The sequence below is a fragment of the Rhodococcus sp. NPDC076796 genome, assembly GCF_040702765.1.
Taxonomy (GTDB): Bacteria; Actinomycetota; Actinomycetes; order Mycobacteriales; family Mycobacteriaceae; genus Rhodococcoides.
Genome location: NZ_JBFBMS010000003.1, coordinates 758,028 through 777,150 on the forward strand (window position 1 = coordinate 758,028; position 19,123 = coordinate 777,150).

The window sequence follows — 19,123 nt, forward strand, 5'->3', positions numbered from 1 at the left end:
CGCATGTGAGCAGAACTTCGACCCCTGCTACGAATTTCCGCTCACGTGTGCAACGCCTCAGTCCACTCCACCAACGGGGTGAGGGCCCGCCAGGCATCGCGGACCTTCGTCGCGGCCTTGGGTGTCTCCAGCCAGGCCGGTGAGCCGAAATGCTTACCCGCGGTGAGTGACTTGTGGCGCAGGAGGTCGATTCGCGGGTGATCGAGCTCGTATCCCCGAGGCTTGGTCTTGAGCTTGTCGCCGCCGATCTCGTAGCCGGCCTTGGTCAGCGTCGCCAATATTCGCTCGAGTTCGGCTCCGCGGACGTCGTCGTCGACGGTGCGGCGGTAGCGGGCCACGCCCTCGGTCGAGGAATTGTAGAAGCCGCCTGCGACGAACAACCCGGCGGGGTCGATCTGGACGTAGTAGCCCAGACTGTCGCCGCGAGCGACGAATCCGCCCTGATGGGTCTTGTACGGGGTCTTGTCCTTGGAGAAGCGAACGTCGCGGTAGGGGCGAAAGACCTTGGCAGTACCGAACTCCGGTTCGAGTGACGCGAGCAACGCCGTCATCGGCCCCTTGACCGCAGTGTCGTAGACGTCCTTGTGCTCGTTCCACCAGAGCTTGCTGTTGTCGGCTTCGAGGTCCTCGTAGAAGTCCAGGGCCGCGAAGGGTATTCCGGTGAAGCCAGTCATCGTTCGATCCTATGCGGCCCCCGTGGCCGACGAACGAGGGATGGATTGAAGCGCGAGGTAGACATCGAGCCGGTCCGAGGTGGAACTCAGATCGCGGCCCAACAACTCCTCGACTCGCTTGATTCGGTAGCGGACGGTGTTGAGGTGGACGTGCAGCGACTCGGCCGTTCGGTTCCACGATCCACCGGTGGCCAGGAACTCACGAAGGGTATCGGTCAGACCGGCATCGGTACGCCGGTCGTAGTCGAGCAGAGGAGCCAGAACGTGTTCGACGAACGACCGACGCACATCGTCGGGCAGAGCCGAGAGCATCGAGACCGCCGAGGTCAGTTGCGCACCCGCGGTGACGGTCACCGGGCTGGTCCCTTGCCTGCTGACTTCGAGTGCGTGACGGGCCGATCGCAGCGCGCCGTCGACGGTGATCCCGGTTGCTTCGGAACTGACGCCCACGAGCAGACGGCTGTGTCCGATGCCGGAACCCAAGCGAGTCAATCGGGTTCGCAGTGTGTGCGTGAAGTTCGGATCGTCGGTGTTCACGACAGCGACGATGTCGCCGTGCGTGCTGCACCCGACGCAGCCGCCACCGAAGGAGGTCAGCGTGTCGCTGAGAACCGTACGCAGCATCTCGCGCAGGTCGATCCGTCCACTGTGGACGACCCTGACGACGACCAGCGAGCGGTCCGGGTCGACGCCTGCCTGACGCAGCCGCGTCAGGGCTTCGGGTCTGGTGCTGTCGGCTTCGATCAACGCCACTGCCTGGTCCGCGATTTCGCGTCGGACCAGCCGTCCCTCCTCGCGTCGAGCACGATCGAGCGCGGCGATGGCCGCGAGCTGGCCGAACGCATCGGAGATGGCGGGTGGGAACGTCGCCATGTCTCCCGCAACCGCCAAGAACCATCGGGTGGTCCGTTGCACCAGCGACGGGCCGATGCCGAAGATGCTGTACACGCCGCCGTCACTGAGAGTGGTTGTCGTGGGCAGCCTTTCGGAGGAGAGCGCAGCGTGCGTCAGCGTGTCCACGTCGGCATCGGAGAACGCCGAGACTTCGGCCACCAACCGACGTCCGGTCGCCGTGAAGATCAGACACGCCATCCCGGTTTCCCTGGAGGTGTGCAGCGCCAACTCGTCGAGCGCTCTGCCGTCCGCGATCGCGGTGAGCAGCTGGCGCTGCCGGACGAGCGAGGTGTTCAGCGAGGCTATGCGATCCCCGGTGACACGGCCGACGAGAAACTCGGTCACCTCGCCGAACGAGACGGTCTCGGGTACCGCGAGCAGCGGTAGCCCGTGCCGCTCGCAGGCGTCGATCAGATCGGGTGGGACATGGCCGAGCAGCCCTTCACCGGCGGCCAGTGCCGATGCCCCTGATTCGGCGACGGCCCGGACGAACATCTCACTGTCCGCGGGCGTTCGATGCCACACGAGACCGGTGATGACCAGCTCGCCACCCGCGATGTAGCGCGACGGGTCCGGCAGATCGGTCGTGTACGTCCATCGCAGCGTGCGCCCCAGAGCGTCGGTGTCGGAGGTGAGCAATCGAATGCCGAGCTGCGTGGCGTCGAGCAAGTCCTTGACCTGCACTGCTGTTCCTCCCCCGGCCTTCGCTGAGCGTGCTCGAAACAGCTGAGCTCGTAGGAAGAAACAGTATGTGTGGGTTGTTTCCACCGAGTTTCGGGCGTATCGCCGAACGACCGAAGATCGGTAACAGATACTCATTACAGTTCGAGATGACACATCGGCTGGTGGATCTGCCGGCGTGGCGGATCATCCGGCGAGGACGAGGTGAACGAGGGCCATGGATCTCGGTACTGTCGACGACATTCTGCTTCCCGGCTCCCGAGCGGACCTGCCGCCCGGACGCGCGGACACCGCTGTGCTCGCGGGAGGGACCTGGCTGTTCTCGGAGAAGCAGGACCACCTGGCCACCCTCGTCGATGTCACTGCCTTGGGCTGGGAGCCGTTGACCGTCACCGAGACCGGGCTCTCGATCGCCGCGACGTGCACCATCGAGACGCTGGCGCGCTATACCTCTCCGTGGCCGGCCACCGCACTGTTTCCCCGCTGCGCAGCAGCGCTGTTGGCCTCGTTCAAGATCTGGAAGACCGCAACCGTCGGCGGCAACATCGCGCTGGCCCTGCCTGCCGGTGCGATGATCTCGTTGACCGCGGCTCTCGACGGCGTCGGGCAGGTGTGGTCTGGTGATGGGCCCGATCACGACTACGGCATCGCGATCGCAGATCTGGTCACGGGCCCGCACGCCAACGCCCTTCGACCGGGGGACGTACTGCGCAGCATCGAGATTCCGCTGCGCGCACTCCGGTCGCGAACGGCGATGCGCAAGCTCGCACTGTCACCGCTCGGGCGATCGGCCGCCGTGGTGATCGGGCGGGTAGACGACGGCGGCGAATTCGTTCTGACCGTCAGCGCGTCGACCGTCCGTCCGTTCGTTCTTCGCTTTCCGAGCCTGCCGACGGCGGGCGAACTCGACGACGCTCTCGCCGCCACCATCGGTCGCCAGCACTGGTACGACGACCCCCATGGGGCTCCGGACTGGCGGCGTCACATCAGTTGCACTGCAGCGCACCAGATTCGCGAGGAGTTGTCATGATCGTGGACATCAACGGTGTGCCGACCGACGTCACTCCACGGCCCGGTCAGTGTCTGCGCACCATGCTCCGTGAACACGACCACTTCGAGGTGAAGAAGGGGTGCGACGCGGGCGACTGCGGCGCATGTTCGGTTCTCGTCGACGGCGAACCGGTGCATTCGTGCATCTTCCCCGCCTTCCGTGCGGCCAACCGGTCCGTCACCACCGTCGCGGGTCTCGGTACACCGGACGATCTGCATCCGATGCAGAGCCGGTTCGTCGAAGCCGCCGGATTCCAGTGTGGATTCTGCACTGCGGGAATGGTCGTCACCGCCTCGACGCTGAGCGAGGAAGACCTGGACGAGCTTCCCGAACGGCTGAAGGGAAACCTGTGTCGCTGCACCGGGTATCGCGCCGTGTCCGACGCCGTCTGCGGGGTGGTCAACACCGAGAAGTCCGTCGACGGTCCGGCGTGTGGACGGTCCCTCGCAGCACCCGCCAGTACGCGGATCGTCACCGGAACCGAGCCCTACACACTCGACCACACCCCTCCCGGGTTGCTGCACGCCAGTGTTCTCGGAAGTCCGCACGCACATGCCCGGATCGTCTCCATCGACACAACCGCGGCCGAGCAGGTACCGGGCGTGCATCTGATCCTGACCGCGAAAGACAGCCCGGCAACCGCCTTCTCGACCGCCCGCCACGACCGCCGCGTCGACGATCCGGACGACACCCACGTTCTCGATACCGTTGTGCGCTTCATCGGCCAACGGGTGGCGATCGTGGTAGCAGAATCGGTGGCAGCAGCCGAGGAGGGGTGTCGCGCCCTCGTCGTCGAGTACGACGTGCTGCCCGCAGTGTTCGATCCGGAGTCCTCGCTCGCCCCCGATGCGCCGAAGATCCACGGCGACAAGGATGCGACGGCTCGGATCGCGGATCCGTCGCGCAATCTGGTGGCCGAACTGCACGGCAGCACCGGGGACGTCGACGCTGCCGTTCGCGGCGCAGCGGCGGTCGTCACCGGCCGATGGACCACGCAGCGGATTCAGCACGTACACCTGGAGACCCACGGCACCATCGGCTGGTTGGACGAGACCGGAAAATTGAATCTGCGTACCAGCACTCAGGTTCCGTTTCTGGTGCGCGAGGAGATCTGCGAGATCTTCGGCTTGGCACGCGATCGCGTCCGAGTGTTCACCGCGCGCGTCGGCGGCGGATTCGGCGGCAAGCAGGAGTTGCTCACCGAAGACGTGGTGGCGCTGGCGGTACTGCGTACCGGTCGACCGGTGCAGTTCGAGTTCACGCGCACCGACGAGTTCACTGTCGCACCGTGTCGCCATCCGTTCCGCGTCGACGTCACCGCCGCCGCGAGCGCCGACGGCACGCTGACCGCCCTGTCGATCGACGTTCTCACCGACGCCGGTGCCTACGGGAACCACAGTGCCGGTGTGATGTTCCACGGTTGCGGCGAGTCGGTGGCGATCTATCGGTGCGCCAACAAGCGAGTCGACGCTAAAACCGTGTACACGAACAACATCCCGTCCGGAGCCTTCCGCGGCTACGGGTTGGGACAGGTGATGTTCGCGATCGAATCGGCGATGGACGATCTGGCGCGGGAGATCGACGTCGACCCGTTCGAGTTTCGCAGACGCAACGTGATCGTCCCCGGCGACGACATCGTCGCCGCCCACCACGAGGGAGACGACCTGCAGTTCGGCAGCTACGGCCTCGACCAGTGCATCGATCTGGCCGAAGCCGGTCTGCGACGGGGCAACGGCGAGCACGCACCGGCGGGTTGGAAGGTCGGCGAAGGAATGGCGGTGGCCATGATCGCGACCATTCCGCCGCGTGGCCACCGCGCGGAGACCTCGGTGGCATTGCTGCCCGAGGGTCGGTACGAGATACGCGTCGGGACTGCGGAATTCGGCAACGGAACAACCACCGTCCACACTCAGATCGCGGCGAGTGAATTGGGCACGTCCGTGGACCGCATCGGAGTCGATCAATCCGACACCGACTCGGTCACGTACGACACGGGCGCATTCGGTTCGGCAGGCACCGTGGTGGCAGGCAAGGCCCTGTACGCGGCGGTTCGCGCGATGTCGGCTCGGATTCTGGATCTGGCCGCCACCGCGACCGGGCACCGGAATTCGGACTGCACACTCGGACCGGAGGGCGTGCGGTGCGGAGATCGCTTCGTCACCCTCGACGACATTCTGGCGATGGCGGGAGGCACCCTCGTCACTGCGGGCAACAGCGGCGGGCTGCCGCGTTCGCTCGCGTTCAACGTGCACGCGTTCCGGGTGGCGGTGCACGAGGACACCGGCACCGTGAAAATACTGCAGTCGGTGCAGAGCGCGGACGCAGGAACCGTGATGAACCCGCAGCAGTGCCGTGGGCAGGTCGAGGGCGGCGTCGCACAGGCGATCGGTAGCGCACTGTACGAGGAGATCCGCACCGACGGTGCCGGTCTGGTCACCACGGATTCGATTCGTAGCTACCACGTTCCGCAGTTCGCGGACATTCCTCCCACGGAAGTTCTGTTCGCCGACACCTACGATCGTCTGGGCCCGTTCGGCGCGAAGTCGATGAGCGAGTCTCCGTACAATCCCGTGGCACCGGCCTTGGCCAACGCCATCCGCGACGCCGTCGGTGCCCGGCTCTACGACCTACCCATGTCGTCGGACCGCATATGGCGGGCGGTCAGCGGTCGTAGAACGTCTGCAGAATGATCGTGCTGCGCGTCTGCACGTTGGCGGTTGCGCGGATCTCCTGCAGCAAGCGCTCGAGCGCTCTCGGCGACTCGACTCGCACCAGCAGCACGTAGCTTTCCTCACCGGCAACCGAGTGGCACGACTCGATGGCCGACAGATGCTTCAACCTGGCGGGGGCATCGTCCGGTTGGGCCGGATCGATCGGAGTGATGGCGACGAACGCCGACAGCGGCCGGCCGAGGGCCTCCGGGTCGACCTGCGCCGTGTACCCACGGATGACGCGTCGGGATTCGAGCCGTCGAACTCTGGATTGAACGGCCGAGACGGACAGGGAAGCCTTCTCCGCCAACGTCGCCAAAGTAGCGCGTCCGTCGGAGACAAGCTCGTCGATGATCAAGCGATCGACGCGATCGAGATTTTCACTCACCTGCGCAATGTAGCCCAGATCGGAGACGAATCAGCGCAGGCGTCCGTTTCGGCCGGTCGAATCGGTGCTTGTGCCTCTTTCTGGTCGAACACCGCAGATCACACGAAGAGCGGCGGTAGCGCGAGAACCATGACCGCCGACCAACTGACGTGCGTGAGGATCGGTGCCAGTATTCCGCCGGACGCGCGCCGCTGCAGGCCCATCACGTAGCCCAGAAGCACTGCGGCGAAGCCGAGCATCGGGTTGCCCGAGGCGAGGGTGGCTATCGCGTAGACGACCGTCGAGATGATCACCGGATGCTTGACGCCGATGGCCGAGTACAGCGCTCCTCGGAAGAAGATCTCCTCGGCCACGCCGTTGAGCAACGCGATGAACACGATCAACACCAACGAGCCCACCCGGGCGTGCGCGAGTACGTTCTCGGTGAAGTCGGCCAGCGGCGGAATCTGCCGCACCACGAGACCGCCGAGCATGAACACTCCGCCGACGGCGAGACCGATCAGGATGGGCGTGACGATCGGCCGCCTGATCGATCCCCCGACCTGAATGCGTCCGAGATGCAGTGGGCCCGACAGGAATCCGCCCACCGTCCACACCGCGGCCAACACCAGGGTCAGTGCGTAGAACGCGGGATCGCCCGGCTCGACCTTGAGCGAGAAGTAGAGCACCGTGGCACCGATCACCAGTGTGATCAGCACGATGATCCGCCGCTTGCGGAACGCCGCGTCGGACTCCTTGTGATCGCGCTCGACCGGGTCGACCAGAGCGGACTTCATCACGTTGAGCGCGGTCGTGGACCACGTTCCCATCACGCCTCCTCGGTATCGGTCAGTCGGCGCACGGCCGACCTCGCGCGTCGATTCACGTCGGCCATCACGTCGAGATTGGTACGCACTGCCGCCGCAACAGGCTTCGAGTACAGCAGTCGACGCCCACCGAGGGCTTCGATCAACCCCCAGGTGCGGTCGGAGGACGCCGCGACACCGCGACGCCTGATCCCCAGAGCGTCACCGCCGCTCCACGCCGCGTCGGTGCGCGCCAGCCGAAGCGGATCCTTCAGCGCACAGACACCGGGTGGGTCACCGACCATTCCCCGCACACTACGGGCCATGGCGTCGGCAATCGTGGTGAGACCTCGAGGAGGGTCGGAAACGAGCTCACGAATCCGACTCTCCGACGTCGTCATCGTGTTGTGCAGCGACCCGACGAGATCCTCGGCGAGTCCGGCGGGAACCGGAATGATCTTTCCGATGACCTTGCCTGCGAGCGAGGTCGGCACCAGCGGCACCGGAACGCCGATGCGCTGGAGACCGGCAGCTTCGACGTACGCGAACACCAGATCTCGATACGGCACCACATCCGGCCCACCGATGTCGTAGGAACCCGCGGGAACCGATTCGGCGTCGGCGGATGCCAGCAGGTAGTGCAGCACGTCGTCGACGGCGATGGGCTGCACGGGCTCGGCGAGCCAACTCGGCAGCGGCAGCACCGGCAAGCGATCGGCGAGGTACCGCAACATCTCGTACGACGTCGAGCCAGCACCCAGGACGATGGCCGCTCGCAGCCAGACCAGCTCGACGCCGTCGACCGTCAGAGCCTCGCCGACGTCCGCCCGGCTCGCGAGGTGCTCCGAGAGTCGGTCGTCGTCGGGTACGAAACCGCCGAGGTAGACGATTCGGCGTACTCCCGCCCGCGCGGCCGCCGCAGCGAACTGCTCGGCGGATCGTCGGTCCTGCGCTCGGTAGTCGGATTCGCCGATGGCGTGCACGAGGTAATAGGCCACATCGATGTCGCCGGTCTCCGCGAACGCGGCAGCACAGGACTGTTCGTCGGTGACGTCGAGCGAGACTGCGGTGACGGAGTCGAAGAAGTCGAAGGTCCGCAGATTGTCCGGCGTTCGGGAGCCGACGACGACCTCGGCCTCGTCGGCCAGCAGAGCTGCCACCAACCGCGACCCGATGTACCCGCTGGCACCGGTGACGAGGGCTCTCATGCTTCGAGGCTAACGGCAGTCGGGGCGTTGTGTCGGTGTGGCATTGTCGCTCCTATGGCTCTGGTCTTGGCAGGTGTGGTTCTCCCCGATCCCCTCGGTACCGAAACGGTGCTCCGGCGCGGAGTAGCGGTTGCGCGGGCCGGTGCGGGCTGGATGCTCACCACGACCGCTTTCGCGCTTACCCTGCCCGGCCGAATCGAAGCACTGCTGACACGCATTGAGATGTTGATGACACGCATCGATCACGTGATCGACTCCGCCGACGCCGTGGTTGCCAGCGTGCAGCGGACAACCGGGGCCGCGGACGAGGTGGTCGCGTCGGCGTCGGTCGCCTCGCACACCGCGCTGGAGCTGATCGAGTTGTTCGATCCCATCGCCAAGAAATCCGAACCCATGGCCCGCAAGTTCGTCGACAGCCTGTCCGAGGAGGAGGTCGACGCCGCGATCGCGATGGTCGATCAGCTACCCGGACTCCTCGATCACATGGAAGCGCTGCTTCCCATCCTCGCCACCCTCGACACGGTGTCCCCCGAGATTCATGAGCTCCTCGGAGTCACCAAGGACGTTCGACGCGCGGTCATCGGCATTCCGGGATTCAAGTTCTTCCGCAATCGCGGTGAGGACAAGCTCGCCGACGAAGAACGCGACGCAGAGAACTAGGGCGCTCGGCCTCAGCGCTCCCGGACGATCTTGCCGCGCAGTCGCGTCCACCAGGACGGCGCATCGGAACCCCTCGCATTCGTGGGTGTCGCGGCCGACTGCGAACGATGCTCACGCTCGAGACGGTCCACCTCGGCTCGGTTGGTTCGCCAGCTCTCCATCCAGGTCTCGACGTCCACCGGGGCGAGCGGCACGACCGGCGGCGTCGGGAACCGAATCCAGTCGACGATGCGAGCATTCAACTCGTCCAGCACATCTCGCGCCGAATCCTCGCGCCGAATGCCGATCAGTGTCGCCGGCAGCCGCTCGATCTCCTTGCGCAGCTGCAGCGCGGTGGGCAGCAACGCATCGGCGGGCAGGTTCTCCCGTTTCAGGTAGCCGCGAACCCACCACAGCTCGTCGCCGGGGTCGCCGACCGGAATCGGTTTACCGGTGCCCTCGAGGCCCTCGAACGCACCGTTGTCCTGCGCCTGGCGAATCTGCTTGTCCACCCAGGACTCGAACGTGACTCCTGGCTTCTTCCGTTCGGTCACCCCATCGACTGTAGATCCGATGCCAGGCCATACGCCACGTCTGCCGCACCGGAGCGTTCACTATCGGACACCGAGCGCGGGATTCTGCCGGTTCTGCTCGATCGTGAACCGTCAGGTGCGGTCGCCGAACACGACGAAGCCCCGACCCTGAATCGGGGCGGGGCATCGTCGGTCACTGACCAGCGCAGGTCACCCGTATTCGGCGACCAAACGGTCGAATTCTTCGCGGTCGATCACCTGAGGCTCGTTGATGGCGAGCGCTTGTGCGTACTTGCTCGCCAAGTGGTAGTCGCGCCCGAGCGGCCCGTGCTCGGCGTCGTCCTCGTCGGACTGGATGCTCGCACCCGGAGGCACCTCGTTCTGCAGGCCGTTGGTCTTGCTGCCGAGCAGAGCGTCGAGTTTCGCGGAAATCTTCTGCATGATCTCTTGGTCGTCGGTCATGGGAGCGGTGTACCCGAATCGCTCGAATCGACACCGCCGCGCAATCGCGGAACTGCGTGAGGATTATCTGTCGGTGCCCGGGGGCATGATGATGGGATGGCCAGGCAGATTACGGGCACCGACGTAGCGGGCGAGCTGTCGGTGATGCAGAAGTTGTCGCGGCCCACCCGTGAATGGTTCACCGGCGCCTTTCCTGCCCCCACGTCCGCGCAGTTGGGCGCGTGGTCGTCGATCTCGAGTGGTTCGCACACCCTCGTGGTTGCTCCGACGGGTTCGGGTAAGACGCTCTCGGCCTTCCTGTGGGCCCTGGACGAGCTGGCGCAACTGGGTGCGGACAGCACCCGCAAAACCAAAGTCCTCTACATCTCGCCGCTCAAGGCCCTTGCCGTCGACGTCGAGCGCAACCTGCGGGCTCCACTGGTCGGGATCACCCAGACCGCGAAGCGCCTCGGGCTGAACCCACCGGAGATCTCGGTCGGCGTGCGATCCGGCGACACCAGCGCCGCCGACCGCAGGAACATGATCAGGACTCCGCCGGACATTCTGATCACCACCCCGGAATCGCTGTTCCTGATGCTCACCTCGGCCGCGCGAGACATCCTCGCCGAGGTCGACACGGTGATCGTCGACGAGGTACACGCCGTCGCAGGCACCAAACGGGGCGCGCATCTGGCGGTGTCCCTCGAGCGGCTCGACGCGATGTTGGACAAGCCCGCACAGCGCATCGGCCTGTCTGCGACTGTGCGACCTCACGAAGAAGTGGGCCGCTTCCTGGCCGGTGCGGCCCCCATCGAGATCGTCGCTCCACCCGCTCCGAAGACGTTCGATCTGACGGTTCAGGTGCCCGTGGAGGACATGACCGAACTGGGCGTCACCGACCCGAATGCCGACACCTCGGCCGCTCCCCCGGCGCAGGGATCGATCTGGCCGCACGTCGAGGAGAAGATGGTCGATCTCATCCTCGAGCACAAATCGTGCATCGTCTTCGCCAATTCTCGACGCCTCGCGGAACGACTCACCGCGCGGCTCAACGAGGTGTATGCCGAACGGATCGGCGACGGCGTGGAGACACAGCACAAACCGCCCTCGCAGGTCGGCACTCCCAACGACGTGAACCACGGCGCAGATCCGTTGTTGGCCCGAGCCCACCACGGCAGTGTAAGCAAGGATCAGCGCGCGCTGATCGAAGACGATCTCAAGACCGGCAGGCTGCGCTGCGTCGTCGCCACCAGCAGCCTCGAACTCGGAATCGACATGGGCGCAGTCGATCTGGTCGTTCAGGTCGAAGCGCCACCATCGGTGGCGAGTGGGTTGCAACGCGTCGGACGCGCGGGTCACCAGGTCGGCGAGATCTCCAAGGGTGTGTTGTTCCCCAAGCACCGCACCGATCTGATTCACTGCGCCGTCACCGTCGAACGGATGACGTCGGGGAAGATCGAGGCGTTGTTCGTTCCCGCCAACCCTCTCGACGTGCTGGCGCAGCAGACCGTGGCGGCCTGCGCTCTCGAACCGATCGACGCCGAGGACTGGTTCGATTCTCTCCGTCGCACAGGCAGTTTCGCCACCCTGCCCCGGTCGGCCTACGAGTCGACTCTCGACCTGCTCTCGGGCCGCTATCCCTCGGACGAGTTCGCCGAACTGCGGCCGAGGCTCGTGTGGGACCGCGACGCCAACACTCTCACCGGCCGTCCCGGGTCGCAGCGACTGGCCGTCACCTCCGGCGGCACCATCCCCGACCGTGGACTGTTCACCGTCTACATGGTGGGTGAAAAGCAGTCCAGGGTAGGCGAACTCGACGAAGAGATGGTCTACGAATCTCGAGTGGGTGACGTGTTCGCACTCGGTGCCACCAGCTGGCGCATCGAGGAGATCACCCACGATCGGGTGCTCGTCAGCCCGGCGTACGGTCAACCCGGCCGGCTCCCCTTCTGGCACGGCGACGGTCTCGGCCGACCGGCAGAACTGGGCCAGGCGCTCGGCGAGTTCCTTCGCAGCACCACCGACCGCAGCAACTTGGCCGAGCGACTGAGCTCCGACGGTCTCGACGCCAACGCCGTCAACAACCTCATCGCTTTGCTCGACGAACAACTCGAGGCCACCGGCCAGCTCCCCACCGACAAGACGATGATCGTCGAGCGGTTCCGTGACGAACTGGGCGACTGGCGGCTCGTGCTGCATTCCACCTACGGTCAGCAGGTACACGCGCCGTGGGCACTCGCAGTCGGCGCAAGGCTGATCGAGCGCTACGGCATCGACGCCGCCCCCACTGCTTCCGACGACGGCATCATCGTTCGGCTCCCCGACACCGACGACCAGCCGCCCGGCGCAGAGCTGTTCGTGTTCGAGCGCGACGAGATTGCCGACATCGTCACAGAGCAGGTCGGCGGATCGGCATTGTTCGCGTCGAGGTTTCGCGAATGTGCCGCTCGCGCACTGCTTCTCCCCCGGCGCAACCCGGGCAAACGCGCGCCACTGTGGCAGCAACGCCAGCGTTCGGCTCAGCTGCTCGACGTGGCACGCAAATACCCCACGTTCCCGATCCTGCTCGAGACGGTCCGCGAGTGCCTCCAGGACGTCTACGACCTCCCCGCCCTCGAGGACATCCTGGCCCGAATCGGCCGACGCCAGATCAGAATCGTCGACGTCGAGACCCCATCGCCGTCGCCGTTCGCCAATTCGCTGTTGTTCAACTACGTCGGCGCATTCATGTACGAGGGCGACAGCCCGTTGGCCGAACGCCGAGCCGCCGCACTGTCACTCGACTCGGCGCTCCTCGCCGAACTGCTCGGACGCGTCGAACTGCGAGAGCTGCTCGACGACAGCGTCATCACCACCACCGAACTCGAATTGCAGCGCCTCCCCGAGGACCGCCACGCCAAGGACATCGAAGGCGTCGCAGACCTGCTACGGCTGCTCGGTCCGCTGACCGCCACGGAAGTCGGCCTGCGAACCGACGGCGACGAGTACCCCCAGTGGCTCACCGAACTGGCCGATGCCAAGAGGGCGATGGAGGTCTCGTTCGCCGGCCAGAACTGGTGGACGGCCATCGAGGACGCCGCTCGGTTGCGCGATGCCTTGGGCGTCCCGCTTCCCATCGGTACTCCGGCCGCATTCATCGAGCCGGTCGACGATCCGCTGGTGGACCTGATCAGCCGGTACGCACGAACCCACGGACCGTTCACCCTCGACGACGCGGCGGCGCGCTTCGGGGTCGGTACCGCCGTGGTACGCGACGTCCTACGCAGACTCGCCGTCGACAAGCGCGTCGTCGAGGGCGAATTCCGTCCCGGTGCTACGGGTAGCGAATGGTGCGAGGCCGAGGTCCTCCGGCGTTTGCGGCGGCGGTCGCTCGCTGCCGCCCGGCAGGAAGTCGAACCCGTCTCCACCGCCACCCTCGGCCGCTTCCTGCCGGCGTGGCAGCACGTGGACAGCCGACGCCTGACCGGAATCGACGGCGTCGCGACAGTCATCGAACAGCTTGCGGGCGTTCCTGTTCCGGCGTCGGCCTGGGAATCTCTCGTGCTCTCGTCGCGGGTGACCGATTACAGTCCGGCGATGCTCGACGAACTCACCTCCACCGGCGAGGTGCTGTGGTCGGGACACGGCGCGATCTCGTCGAAGGACGGCTGGGTGAGCCTGCACATGGCCGACACCGCCCCGCTCACCCTGGTGCCTGCCGCCGAATCGGACCTGTCGGAACTGCAAGTTCGCATTCAGGATGCCGTCGCGGGCGGCGGTGCGTACTTCTTCCGGCAACTCTCCGATACCGTCGGCAGTACCGACGACACCGCACTGCAGGCTGCACTGTGGGAGCTGGTGTGGGCAGGGCGTCTGAGCAACGACACGTTCGCTCCGCTGCGCGCGCTGCTGAACTCGACGACCACCCGCTCGGCCCCGAGTCATCGTGCGCCTCGTCGTACACCGCGGCTGCGCTCGTACCGGCAATTCGAGCGCCCCTCGCTCCCGACCCGCACCGGGCCGCCGACGGCGGGTGGACGATGGTCACGATTGCCCGAGCTCGAACCCGACCTCACCGTCCGCGCCCATGCGACCGCCGACGTCCTGCTCGAACGCTACGGCGTCGTGACGCGCGGTTCGGTGATGAACGAGGGTGTGCCCGGCGGATTCGCCACGATGTACAAGGTGCTCACCGGGTTCGAGGATTCCGGTCGCTGCCGTCGCGGCTACTTCGTCGACTCACTCGGCGGTGCGCAATTCTCCACCTCCGATGTGGTCGACCGGTTGCGCAGCTACGACGAACCGAAGAAGAACGCCACCGCTGTCGTACTCGCGTCGTGCGATCCGGCCAACCCCTACGGCGGAGCACTGCCCTGGCCGAAAGCCGGTGTCGGCGAGGCCGGTGTCGGAGAGAAGCCGGACGAGACGACGAAGCATCGGCCGGGGCGCAAGGCCGGCGCACTGGTCGTCCTCGTCCGCGGCGAATTGACGATGTTCGTCGAACGTGGCGGAAAGTCGGTGCTCACGTTCGGTGAGAATGCCGAGGACATCGGCGCTGCAGCAACCGCCTTGGCGGCCACTGTTCGCCGCGGCGGAGTCGACAAGCTACTGGTCGAGCGGATCAACGGTCACGACATTCACGGCACCGACTTCGCCAAGACCTTGACCGAAGCAGGCTTCTCGGCGACCCCGCGCGGACTTCGTCTGCGCCGCTGAAATTGCCCGATCACCTGCAAGAACACCAGAGAGGACACCGACGCCGATGCCCGAGGGCGATACCGTCTGGCGCGCCGCCAACACCCTGCGCGCCGCACTCGAGGGCCGGCAGCTCACCACCTGCGACATTCGCGTACCCCGTTACGCCACAGTCGACTTCACCGGCGAGACCGTCGATTCCGTCGCCTCACGCGGGAAGCATCTGCTGATTCGAGTGGGCGGTTACTCCATCCATTCGCATTTGAAGATGGAGGGCACCTGGCACGTCTACGCACCCGGCGCTCGGTGGCGTCGCCCTGCGTTCCAAGCGCGGATCATCTTGAACACCGCCGACGCACAGGCCATCGGTTTCGAGCTCGGAGTGCTCGAGATCCTCGAGGACGAGGACGAAGCCGTCGGATATCTCGGACCGGACCTGCTCGGTCCCGACTGGGATCCCGCCATCGTGCTGTCCAGGCTCGCATCGGATCCGGCCCGGCCGATCGGGCTCGCGCTGCTCGATCAGCGCAACATCGCCGGCCTCGGCAACGTCTACCGCAACGAGATCTGCTTTCTCCGTGGCGTCGACCCGCGCACGCCGGTCGGCGACGCCGGCGACCTGAAGAAGACGATCGACCTGTCCTATCGATTGATCATGGCAAACAAGGATCGCAACCAACGCGTCACGACGGGAGATCGGCGTCCGGGCCGACATTTCTGGGTGTACGGGCGCGAGAACAAGCCGTGTCGACGCTGTGGAACCACCATCGAATTCGGTCTGATCGGAGACAATCCGCTGGAGGAACGGCAGATCTACTACTGCCCACACTGTCAGAACTGAAGTGTGGCGAGATCGGTTCGGTCCGTGGTGTCCTTTTCGACGAACCCCGTTCGTCCTTCGTGTGTAGGTCGGCAAACGGTGCCGGCCGCGACGACTCCAAGGAGCCTTCATGACCACGTACGCAGCCATCGTCTACACCCATGACGCCGACTGGACCTCGCCCGAGGTCGCGGACGAGATGGCCGAATACGGTGCATTCAGTGCCGCGGCAGGATCCGCGATCACCGGCGGAGCGGTCCTGTACCCCACGTCGACCGCTACCACGGTGCGTGTGTCGGGAGGGAAGGGAGGTGACGTCCTGACAACCGACGGTCCGTTCGCCGAGGCAAAAGAGGTGCTTGCCGGGTTCTTCCTCCTCGAGGCGGAGGACCTCGATGCCGCGATCGCACTGGCCGCACAGATCCCAGCGGCGTGGAACGGAGCAATCGAAGTTCGGCCGGTCATTCCGATGACTCGATGAGTACGCCGGCCGAGCACCTCTCGGCCGTGGTCCGTGACGAGGGTCGCCGCGTCCTGGCGACCCTTGTGCGCACCACCGGCAGTTTTGCCGTCGCCGAGGACGCAGTCTCCGAGGCTGTGGTGACCGCACTCGCTCACTGGCCCAGATCGGGTGTCCCCGACAATCCGCGTGCCTGGCTCACCACCGTGGCTCGCAACAAGGCGCTCGACATCATCAGACGCGAGGCCGGGCGCACCGCGAAGGAACGAGAGGCGGCGGATCTCGCCGTGCTGAACCAGAATTGGAGCGAGAGCGACGAGTCCTCGATCGCCGACGATCTGTTGCGGTTGGTTTTCACCTGCTGTCATCCGACGCTCTCCGTCGAGGCGCAGGTGGCACTGAGCCTGCGCACCCTCTGCGGGCTCGCCACGTCCGACATCGCCCGACTGATGCTCGTGCCCGAGGCCACCATGTCCAAACGGCTCACGCGCGCGAAGAAGAAGATCGCAGCTGCCAACATTCCGTATCGAGTACCGGATTCGGCGGAGTTGCCGCAACGACTCGACGCGGTGGCCACCACGGTGTATTTGATGTTCACCGCCGGCCATCTCGGCGGTGAGACGCTGGTGCGGCCTCGACTGTGTGACGAGGCACTCAGGTTGGCCCGCTTGCTGATCGACCTGATGCCGGACGAGCCGTCACTTCAGGGGCTACTGGCCCTCATGCTGTTCACGGACTCGCGCCGAGCGACCAGGACCGATGAATCGGGCGGCCTCGTCAGGCTGGAGGATCAGGACAGATCTCGATGGAATCGAGAGGCGATCGAGGAGGGTGCTCGGTTGATGGACAGTGCACTGCGTCGCAACGACTCTCGGCCCAGCCGCTACACCATCCAGGCAGCCATCGCAGCATGTCACTCCACCGCAGCGACCTATGCCGACACCGACTGGTCTCGGATCGTCGTGCTGTACGACGCGCTTGCGGCTGTGGAGAACACACCGATCGTGGCGCTCAACCGCGGCGTGGCCATAGGCGAAAGCCAGGGTCCTGCTGCGGGGCTCGACGCACTGGACGCCATCGACTCCCTCGGCGGCCACTACCTGTGGCATGCCTGTCGAGCTGTGATGCTCGATCGCCTGGACCGCGCGGAGGAGGCCAGGAACGCACGAACGACCGCGCTCGCTCTCGACCCGTCGCCGGCCGAGAGGGCATATCTCCGAGCGCAGCTAGCGCCGTCTTCCCACCCTGTTCGACAACGACGAGAAGAAACCTGAAAGCTCCCTGTCAGGTGTGGCCAAGCCTGTTCACAGCTTTGCCGATCACCATGGATCGCATGCTGACACTTGCGATACTCACCCTGCTGATCATGGCCGTCTCCGGCGCGACGGCGGCTCGCGCGCCCCGGACGCTGGTTCGACTGCGCTAGATCGTGCGAACGGGTTCGAGGATTTCCTGGCGGGCCTCGGGCGCGACGACGCGCAGCGCGTCCGCCGATGCGTCGTCGGGCTGACGCTGCGAATCGATCTCGGCCTCCACTCGGGCGCGGTATGTCTCGACCTCACGGTCGACCGTGGCCTCGTCCCAACCCAGAACCGGTGCGATCAACGCCGCAACCTGACCCGCGCAGTTCATTCCGCGATGGGAGTACTCGATGGAGATTCGGGTGCGCCGCGAGAGCACGTCCTCGAGATGGAGTGCGCCCTCCGCTGCCGCGGCGTAGACGACCTCCACCTGAAGGTATGCCGGCGCATCGGTGAGTGGTTGCAGCAGTTCGGGTTTGCCGTCGGCCATGGCCAGCACCTCGTCGATCAACGAACCGTATCGGTCGAGCAGATGCGTGACCCGATGCGGATGCAGCTTGTGCATCTCGCCGAGATGCGGTGCCTGATTGACCAGCGCGAAGTAGCCGTCGGCCCCGACGAGGGGCACCTTCTCGGTGATCGAGGACGCCACCCGCACCGGGATGTCCTCGGCGGCGAGATCGACTGCGTCCTCGGCCATCACGCGATACGTCGTGTACTTGCCGCCTGCGATGGCGACGAGTCCGGGTGCAACCCGAGCGACCGCGTGTTCGCGGGACAGCTTGGAGGTTTCGTCGCTCTCGCCGGCGAGCAGTGGCCGCAGGCCCGCGTAGACACCGTCGATGTCCTCGTGGGTCAGTGGCGTGACGAGCACCGAGTTGACCTCGCCCAGGATGTAGTCGATGTCGGCCTTGGTGGCCGCCGGGTGTGCGAGGTCGAGGTTCCAGTCGGTGTCGGTGGTACCGATGATCCAGTGCGCGCCCCACGGAATGATGAACAGCACCGACTTCTCGGTGCGCAGGATGATCGCGGCCTCGCTGACGATTCGATCGCGCGGCACCACGATGTGCACACCCTTCGAGGCGCGTACCCGGAACCGTCCACGCATGTTGGACAGCGACTGGATCTCGTCGGTCCAGACACCGGTGGCATTGATCACCACGTGTGCGCGTACCTCGGTGGTGGCACCGGTCTCCGAATCACGCACGCGCACACCGGATACCCGGTCGGCCTCACGCAGGAAGCCGACGACCTGGGTGGACGTTCGCACCACTGCGCCGTAGTGGGCGGCCGTTCTGGCGACGGTCATCGTGTGCCGGGCGTCGTCGACGACGGTGTCGTAGTACCGAATCCCGCCGATCAGCGACTTGCGCTTGATTCCGGGCGACATGCGCAGTGCACCGGATCGAGTCAGGTGCTTCTGTTGCGGCACCGATTTGGCCCCACCCATGCGGTCGTACAGGAAGATGCCTGCAGCGATGTACGGCCGCTCCCACACGCGATGCGTGAGCGGGAAGAGGAATTTCAGCGGCTTGACCAAGTGCGGTGCGAGCGTGGACAGGGAGAGTTCGCGCTCGTGCAGGGCCTCGCGCACGAGCCCGAACTCGAGCTGTTCGAGGTACCGAAGCCCGCCGTGGAACATCTTGGACGAGCGAGAAGACGTTCCCGACGCGTAGTCCCGCGCCTCGACCAGCGCCACCTTCAGTCCACGCGTCGCTGCGTCGAGGGCCGCTCCGGAGCCGACGACGCCACCGCCGATCACCACCACGTCGAACTGCTCGGTTCCGAGCTGGTCCCACGCCTCCACCCGCTGGTCGGGTCCGAGGAACTTCGTATTCGATCGGTTGCTCATCTCGAACGCTC

At 65.8% G+C, this 19,123-nt stretch carries 15 protein-coding genes; 7 read left to right on the forward strand and 8 right to left on the reverse strand.

Annotated features, from left to right (window positions below; all coding sequences use genetic code 11):
- Positions 1 to 41: 41 nt before the first annotated feature.
- Positions 42 to 674 (reverse strand): DUF2461 domain-containing protein, encoded by a 633-nt coding sequence (locus tag AB0366_RS13815; protein WP_366244362.1) that lies wholly within the window; start codon positions 672 to 674, stop codon positions 42 to 44.
- 9 nt (positions 675 to 683) lie between these two features.
- Positions 684 to 2,252: a PucR family transcriptional regulator ligand-binding domain-containing protein gene (locus tag AB0366_RS13820; RefSeq protein WP_366244363.1), complete on the reverse strand. Its 1,569-nt coding sequence runs from the start codon at positions 2,250 to 2,252 to the stop codon at positions 684 to 686.
- A 214-nt stretch (positions 2,253 to 2,466) separates the two neighbouring features.
- Between AB0366_RS13820 and AB0366_RS13825 the strand changes: the two genes are divergently transcribed.
- Together AB0366_RS13825 and AB0366_RS13830 are read left to right on the forward strand one after the other, a co-directional pair.
- Positions 2,467 to 3,279 (forward strand): FAD binding domain-containing protein, encoded by an 813-nt coding sequence (locus AB0366_RS13825; protein WP_366244364.1) that lies wholly within the window; start codon positions 2,467 to 2,469, stop codon positions 3,277 to 3,279.
- Positions 3,276 to 5,990 (forward strand): molybdopterin cofactor-binding domain-containing protein, encoded by a 2,715-nt coding sequence (locus tag AB0366_RS13830; RefSeq protein ID WP_366244365.1) that lies wholly within the window; start codon positions 3,276 to 3,278, stop codon positions 5,988 to 5,990. Before AB0366_RS13825 ends, AB0366_RS13830 begins: the two co-directional genes overlap by 4 nt.
- On the opposite strand, the gene AB0366_RS13835 is transcribed toward AB0366_RS13830, so the two are convergent.
- The 3 genes from AB0366_RS13835 to AB0366_RS13845 form a co-directional block, all read right to left on the reverse strand.
- Complete coding sequence (locus tag AB0366_RS13835) at positions 5,962 to 6,399, reverse strand: Lrp/AsnC family transcriptional regulator (protein WP_032376860.1); 438 nt, start codon at positions 6,397 to 6,399, stop codon at positions 5,962 to 5,964. The two genes, AB0366_RS13830 and AB0366_RS13835, sit on opposite strands and share 29 nt — an antisense overlap.
- Before the next feature lie 98 nt (positions 6,400 to 6,497).
- On the reverse strand, positions 6,498 to 7,208 hold the full coding sequence (locus AB0366_RS13840; protein WP_037188095.1) for a type II CAAX endopeptidase family protein: 711 nt from the start codon (positions 7,206 to 7,208) through the stop codon (positions 6,498 to 6,500).
- Positions 7,208 to 8,392: an NAD(P)H-binding protein gene (locus AB0366_RS13845; protein ID WP_366244366.1), complete on the reverse strand. Its 1,185-nt coding sequence runs from the start codon at positions 8,390 to 8,392 to the stop codon at positions 7,208 to 7,210. The genes AB0366_RS13840 and AB0366_RS13845 overlap by 1 nt, the downstream gene beginning before the upstream one ends.
- A 54-nt stretch (positions 8,393 to 8,446) precedes the next feature.
- On the opposite strand from AB0366_RS13845, the gene AB0366_RS13850 reads away from it, so the two are divergent.
- Positions 8,447 to 9,052: a ribulose 1,5-bisphosphate carboxylase large subunit gene (locus AB0366_RS13850; RefSeq protein WP_121870334.1), complete on the forward strand. Its 606-nt coding sequence runs from the start codon at positions 8,447 to 8,449 to the stop codon at positions 9,050 to 9,052.
- A gap of 11 nt (positions 9,053 to 9,063) precedes the next feature.
- On the opposite strand, the gene AB0366_RS13855 is transcribed toward AB0366_RS13850, so the two are convergent.
- Both AB0366_RS13855 and AB0366_RS13860 read right to left on the reverse strand, forming a co-directional pair.
- Positions 9,064 to 9,585 carry a DUF1992 domain-containing protein gene (locus AB0366_RS13855; protein ID WP_366244367.1) on the reverse strand — a complete coding sequence of 174 codons (522 nt, stop codon included), beginning with the start codon at positions 9,583 to 9,585 and terminating at the stop codon, positions 9,064 to 9,066.
- Positions 9,586 to 9,774: 189 nt separating this feature from the next.
- Positions 9,775 to 10,026: a modification methylase HgiDII gene (locus AB0366_RS13860; RefSeq protein WP_068051442.1), complete on the reverse strand. Its 252-nt coding sequence runs from the start codon at positions 10,024 to 10,026 to the stop codon at positions 9,775 to 9,777.
- Positions 10,027 to 10,170: 144 nt separating this feature from the next.
- Here AB0366_RS13860 and AB0366_RS13865 point away from each other — a divergent pair, with 144 nt between their 5' ends.
- The 4 genes from AB0366_RS13865 (at position 10,171) to AB0366_RS13880 (ending at position 17,233) form a co-directional block, all read left to right on the forward strand.
- Positions 10,171 to 14,700 carry an ATP-dependent helicase gene (locus AB0366_RS13865; RefSeq protein ID WP_366244457.1) on the forward strand — a complete coding sequence of 1,510 codons (4,530 nt, stop codon included), beginning with the start codon at positions 10,171 to 10,173 and terminating at the stop codon, positions 14,698 to 14,700.
- Positions 14,701 to 14,746: 46 nt separating this feature from the next.
- Complete coding sequence (locus tag AB0366_RS13870; protein ID WP_366244368.1) at positions 14,747 to 15,520, forward strand: DNA-formamidopyrimidine glycosylase family protein; 774 nt, start codon at positions 14,747 to 14,749, stop codon at positions 15,518 to 15,520.
- Positions 15,521 to 15,629: 109 nt separating this feature from the next.
- Positions 15,630 to 15,980, forward strand: coding sequence for a YciI family protein (locus AB0366_RS13875; protein ID WP_121870336.1), 351 nt, complete (start codon positions 15,630 to 15,632; stop codon positions 15,978 to 15,980).
- Positions 15,977 to 17,233, forward strand: a complete 1,257-nt coding sequence (locus tag AB0366_RS13880; protein ID WP_366244369.1) for a sigma-70 family RNA polymerase sigma factor — start codon at positions 15,977 to 15,979, stop codon at positions 17,231 to 17,233. Before AB0366_RS13875 ends, AB0366_RS13880 begins: the two co-directional genes overlap by 4 nt.
- A 148-nt stretch (positions 17,234 to 17,381) precedes the next feature.
- Here the strand turns inward: AB0366_RS13880 and glpD are convergent, their stop codons facing one another.
- Positions 17,382 to 19,112 carry a glycerol-3-phosphate dehydrogenase gene (glpD, locus tag AB0366_RS13885; RefSeq protein WP_128645273.1) on the reverse strand — a complete coding sequence of 577 codons (1,731 nt, stop codon included), beginning with the start codon at positions 19,110 to 19,112 and terminating at the stop codon, positions 17,382 to 17,384.
- Positions 19,113 to 19,123 lie beyond the last annotated feature (11 nt).